This window comes from Polaromonas sp. P1_E1_2 (assembly GCF_056406035.1).
Window position 1 is genome coordinate 1 of record NZ_JBFUAZ010000272.1, and the last position, 5385, is coordinate 5385.

Sequence of the window (5385 nt, forward strand, 5' to 3'; positions counted from 1 at the left end):
GCCCACGTTCAAGGCCCTTTACGGCAAGCGCCATTTCAGGAGCACGCTGGAAGACATTCTCGAGCGTAACGACACCGGATGGTGCGGCACCGCTGGTTGTGCGGCGCAGTCTGCTGCTGCGCTGAACCGGGCGCTGGATCGCCTCCAGGCAGCCTATGGGAACGACGTAGAGGCCTGGAGCTGGGGCAGGGCGCACTTCGCGCTGTCTGCCCACAAGCCATTTGGCAACGTGCCCTGGCTCGCTCAGTTCTTTGATGTCCGCGTTCCCACCGGTGGCGATACCTTTACCGTCAACGTGGGGCAGTACTGGGCGACCGGGGACGCGACGCCTTTCGCCAACAGGCAGGCCGCTTCTTTGCGGGCCGTGTATGACCTCGCAGACCTGGAGAACTCACGCTTCATTTACCAAACGGGGCAAAGCGGCCTTGTGTTTTCCGGACGCTATCGCGACATGAAGGAGCGCTGGGCCGCAGTGCAATACCGGCCGTTGCAGATGAACCCGTCAACCTACGTGCACCGGCTCACGCTGAATCCCTGAAGGGCTTTGAAGTCTCACGCCGGGATGGCGTCGACATTCAGCCGGTCCCAGTGGCGATGCTGGGCGATGGCTGTCATGAAGTCTTGGGAAACCTGCCCCTCAGTCACTTTGCGTGCATCGGCTATCAGGACTCCCGGCGTCGGCACGTGGATCAGCTCCGGGTCTTTGCCCAGACTGAAACCCAGGGTGCTTAACAGCTGGGCGCCGTCGTTGATGGCGCAAATCGTTTTGCAATGCTTGTAGGCCTCCAGCACGAAATGCACAGCTTCGCCCATGGCGGCCAGGGTGCCTATGCTGTCGCCTCCCCCGGGGATCAGCACTGCGTCGAACATCACGGAGGGCATATTCGTGAAAGTATGGTCCACCGCAAGCTGCCGGCCGGACGAAGTGCTGACTGTGCCGAGGTGTGGCGCGACGAGTTTGCACAGCGCACCAGCGTCCAGGAGGTCTTGCTGGATGCGCTTGAGGGCTGCGGCTTCGACGCCGTCCGCTACCAGGATGGCCACTTTGCGTGTCTTGACGCTGCCGCCGGTGCGGCCCACCATGCGCAATGCCGGGTCTTCCTCGATCTTGCTGGTGATGCGGTAGTCCCGGAAACCCAGCCTGCCGGATGCGGCCTTGGGATCCGGCGGATTGATGCCCAGCGGGGTTGCCACACGGGTTGCCAGTTTCAGGTCCACATGGGCCAGGTTGTCCACCATGCGCTGGCGGATTTCAGGGACCTCCACCTTGGAGAGCTCAAACCGGAATGCCGCAACGATATGGTCTTTTTCCACCGCGCTCTGGCTGTTCCAGAACAGTGCCGCCTGGGAGAAATGGTCGTCGAATGAAGGGCTGCGGCGCCTGATTTTGGGTGGCTCTACCTGGTCTGGGTATGACTGGAAGCCATGCGCTCCGCCATCGATCCTGAACTCTGTCCCATTGCCCAGCGTATTGGGCTCATACGCTACCCGTCCTTTGCTGATCGCCTGGCGGTGCATGCCGTCCCGCTGGAAGTTGTGCATCGGGCAGACGGCGCGGTTGATCGGAATCTCGTGGAAATTGGCGCCGCCCAGGCGTGACAGCTGCGTGTCCGTGTAGGAAAAAAGGCGGCCCTGCAGCAGCGGGTCATTGGAAAAATCGATGCCCGGCACCAGGTGGCCAGGGTGGAATGCCACCTGCTCGGTTTCAGCAAAGAAATTGTCGGGATTACGGTTCAACACCATCTTCCCGATGATCTGCACGGGCACCTGTTCTTCCGGGATCAGTTTGGTCGGGTCCAGGATGTCGAACCCCAGCTCGTCCTCCTTGCCTTCGTCCACGATTTGAACGCCCAGCTCCCATTCGGGAAAATTGCCGCTTTCGATGGCCTCCCACAGGTCGCGCCGGTGAAAGTCAGCGTCTTTGCCGGCAATCTTCTGGGCTTCATCCCATGCCAGTCCGTGAACGCCGAGCTTGGGTTTCCAGTGAAACTTCACAAAGTGCGAATCGCCACGGGCATTGATAAAACGAAATGCATGGACACCGAAGCCCTCCATCATGCGGAGGCTGCGCGGTATGGCGCGGTCTGACATGGCCCACATCAGCATGTGTGTGGTTTCGGGCATCAGCGAAGCAAAATCCCAGAAGGTGTCGTGGGCACTGGCCGCCTGGGGCATTTCATGGTGCGGCTCCGGCTTGACTGCATGGATCAGGTCCGGAAACTTGATGGCATCCTGGATAAAGAAAACGGGAATGTTGTTGCCGACGAGGTCGTAATTTCCCTCGGAGGTGTAAAACTTCACGGCAAACCCGCGCACGTCACGCACAGTATCCGCCGAGCCCCTGGAGCCGGCCACGGTAGAAAACCGCACAAATACCGGCGTTTCCACGTCCGGGTCCTGGAGAAAGGCGGCGCTGGTGTATTGGACCATCGACTTGTAGGGTTTGAAGTACCCATGTGCAGCGGAGCCTCGTGCATGGACAGCGCGTTCCGGAATGCGTTCGTGGTCGAAATGGGTGATTTTTTCGCGAAGGATGAAATCCTCCAGCAGGGTAGGGCCACGCACGCCCGCCTTCAGCGAGTTATGGTTGTCCGGAATCTGCAGGCCCTGGTTGGTGGTCAGGGCCGCGGCCGGGCCGGTGGAGAACCCCTCAAGCTGCGACTTTTTGTCTTTTGCACCTTCCGCATTTCGGCCAGGGTTGATAGCGTTGCGCTTGGATGGCGGCATGAAAAGTCTTTCTTCTTAAAAGATGGCGTCAGGGGCGGGTGAAAGGAGGGTGCGCCTGGGGCTTTTGGTAGCAGGYGGGCCGGCGGTTTGGCCGGCGCAATATGGCCGTCACGTATCGAGCAAACCTTCCAGCCCCTTCACGCAGGCCAGCAGTGCCAGTGCGGCAACGGTGCCGGCCAGGCACCAGCCCATGAGTTCCTGAAATGCGTCAGCAAGGCCATCGGGCAACAGCATTGAACACAAAAACAGGCTTGCTGCGCAGACCAGTGCGGTGAGAAATGCATGGACGAGGTCGATATCCCGGGGGCTTGCATGAATTCGCCAGGCGGTGAGCAATCCTGCTGCCATGCCTGCCAAAAGTCCGCCCATCAGTTTCATGGTGATTCCCCGTGTGGTTTGCGCTCCACCGGTTGTGTCCCGGTGTCGTTGTCTGGTGCATAGACCATACGGGCCGGCAGATCCATATTCGGTAGCCGGATGCCGGTGCACCCTGTAAGGCCTTTCTTCTCCTTGCGTAAGACATGGCTTACCGTTTTAGCGTGTGCAAAGTGTTCATGTAGACGTCAGGTTTCAGGCGCCTTGGCGGCGCGCTGGCCTTTTCTCCTACACGGGCATGCTCGTCCCTCCGGCAGAAACCGGAAGACGCTTCGCTTAAATTTGCAGCCATGAAAGACATCCAGGCCCAGTTACAGACGGGGATACGCCGATGACGTTGCCAAAAATGAAAACCTATGTCGTAGAGGACAACCCGACCATCCGCGAAAACCTGATCAGTACGCTGGAAGAACTCGCTCCGGTAGAAGCGGTTGGCACGTCTGATACTGAAGAGCAGGGGGCAGAGTGGTTGACGCGCAATGACGCGCAATGGGATCTGGCCATCGTCGACCTCTTTCTCAAGAAAGGAAGCGGTCTCGGGGTGTTGCAGGCTTGCCGCGCCCGCAGGCCGCTTCAAAAAATAGTGGTATTCAGTAACTACGCAACACCCGAGATGCGCAGGCGCTGTGCGGAGTTGGGTGTCGATGCGGTATTTGATAAATCGACTGAAATTGACTGCCTGCTTGCTTACTGCGTGACTCAAAGCCAAAAACTGGACCAGGTTGCGAATGACGAATCCGCGCTCCAGCGAGCCTGAAGGAGGACAGCATGAACGAATCCGCAGTGTTAACGGGCCAGTCCACAGAGGACGCTGTTTACCGTTCCGGTGCAGGTCCACGCAAGCTGTCAGAAGATATTTTTCCGTCCGCCGAAGAGGCGGTATTGGCGGAGCAAGCCCATGGAACAGGCGGTTTTTCGTCCGACAACCAAGCGACCCGACCGCTGGTAGCTCGGGCCAACGACAAGCGAGCCCCCCTTATGGGTTCTATTCGGACCCAGGTCGCGGAATACCCGTGCCGTTCGGCATTGATGGCCGCCGCCGCCGGCGCCTTGGCCATGATCGTGCTGCGATCACAGTTGCGTCGCCGCGCCGGTTCGCACTTGCCACGCTGGATCAGATAACTCCCTGGCCCCGGAGCATCCAATGCGACTTCATGTTCCCGTTCCGGAACCCAGTCCCGGCACCCCGGGCATCCATATTCCCACCGAGGTGCCGCCGGTGATTATTCCTCCTGCGCCTGGCACGCCCCCGGAGGTCAATGATCCACCGCCGGAGCCGACGCTACCGATTCGCGAGCCGGCGACCAACGTGCCACCGCAGGCGGTTTAACCATAGCTCTGGCTGTGCGGGCACTCGTCGGCACAGCCTACAGGGCGGCCTGCTGCCGCTGGTATTCAGCCCTTTTCATGGTGAGATAAGTGTTCTTGTCTACCTCATGAAGCTGCCGCGCGTACTGCTCCGTGGCATCAAACCAATACAGCATGCGCGCTTCAAGTTGCTGCGCGGCTGGTTTGTCCACAGCGGCGAGGTAGGCTTCAATCGCCAGGTAGTAACGCATGGTGTTGCGCTCTACCGCTCCACGCATTCCGCCTACATGCGTCATGTTCTGGTCTTGCCGTATTGGAGTGAATCCCACTTTTCCACTGCCCACGGTGGCAAGGTAGCCCTGCATGGCCAGGCGGCTGGTGATGCCGTAGCCATAGGAATAACCCAAATGAATAAAGGTTTTTCCACCAGGCAGTGGAACCGCCTGCAGTTCGATTCGGTAATTGCTGGTTCCCAGCGGACCTTTGTCGGCGTTGAGTTGGGCACCCAGATAGTCGGAAGAGCTGGCAACCAGCCGATAGTTGAATTGCAACACGAATGCGTCTTCCAGCTGCTGGGCGGTTTTTTTGCCGATGTTCATTTTCAGAGTGCTGGGGCTGCTGTCCGAACTGGCGTGGCAGTATTTGGTGTTGATGTGGAGCATCAGCATTTCGCACCAGCGATTGGGACTTTTGAACGTGGCGCTAACCGTATTGAAAGGGGAATTCAGTACAGCGTATGCACTTCCACTGACCGTGTTGGTACCTTCTGAAGACTCCAGAAAAAGCGGCCTGTGGTAGGCGTTCTGCGCTAGCTGCCCTGCCAATGCCATGTGCTTTTCCAGCAGGGCTGCGGCGTGGGGTTCCGCCGAAACAGCGGGAGCTTGCTGTGCTTGCGCGGCAGCCGGCAGCAGGTATGTGCCCAATGCCAGGCAACAGGTGACCACGAGGGTTTGAATGTTGCTCATGGTCTCAGTG

At 59.2% G+C, this 5385-nt stretch carries 6 protein-coding genes; 3 read left to right on the forward strand and 3 right to left on the reverse strand.

What is annotated here, in order from left to right; all coding sequences use genetic code 11:
- On the forward strand, positions 1–538 hold a 538-nt coding region (locus AC1D1P_RS13400), incomplete at its 5' end, for a penicillin acylase family protein (RefSeq protein WP_477673322.1).
- Positions 539–552: 14 nt separating this feature from the next.
- Here the strand turns inward: AC1D1P_RS13400 and katE are convergent.
- Both katE and AC1D1P_RS13410 read right to left on the reverse strand, forming a co-directional pair.
- A complete protein-coding gene (katE, locus tag AC1D1P_RS13405) occupies positions 553–2727 on the reverse strand; it encodes a catalase HPII (RefSeq protein ID WP_477673323.1) in 2175 nt (724 codons plus the stop codon).
- A 108-nt stretch (positions 2728–2835) separates the two neighbouring features.
- Positions 2836–3105 (reverse strand): hypothetical protein, encoded by a 270-nt coding sequence (locus AC1D1P_RS13410; RefSeq protein WP_477671635.1) that lies wholly within the window; start codon positions 3103–3105, stop codon positions 2836–2838.
- 328 nt (positions 3106–3433) lie between these two features.
- Between AC1D1P_RS13410 and AC1D1P_RS13415 the strand changes: the two genes are divergently transcribed.
- Positions 3434–3859 (forward strand): response regulator, encoded by a 426-nt coding sequence (locus tag AC1D1P_RS13415; RefSeq protein WP_477671634.1) that lies wholly within the window; start codon positions 3434–3436, stop codon positions 3857–3859.
- Between the two features lie 11 nt (positions 3860–3870).
- A complete protein-coding gene (locus tag AC1D1P_RS13420; RefSeq protein ID WP_477673324.1) occupies positions 3871–4224 on the forward strand; it encodes a hypothetical protein in 354 nt (117 codons plus the stop codon).
- Positions 4225–4469: 245 nt separating this feature from the next.
- Here the strand turns inward: AC1D1P_RS13420 and AC1D1P_RS13425 are convergent.
- Positions 4470–5385: hypothetical protein (locus AC1D1P_RS13425; RefSeq protein ID WP_477673325.1), on the reverse strand; the 916-nt coding region annotated here is incomplete at its 5' end.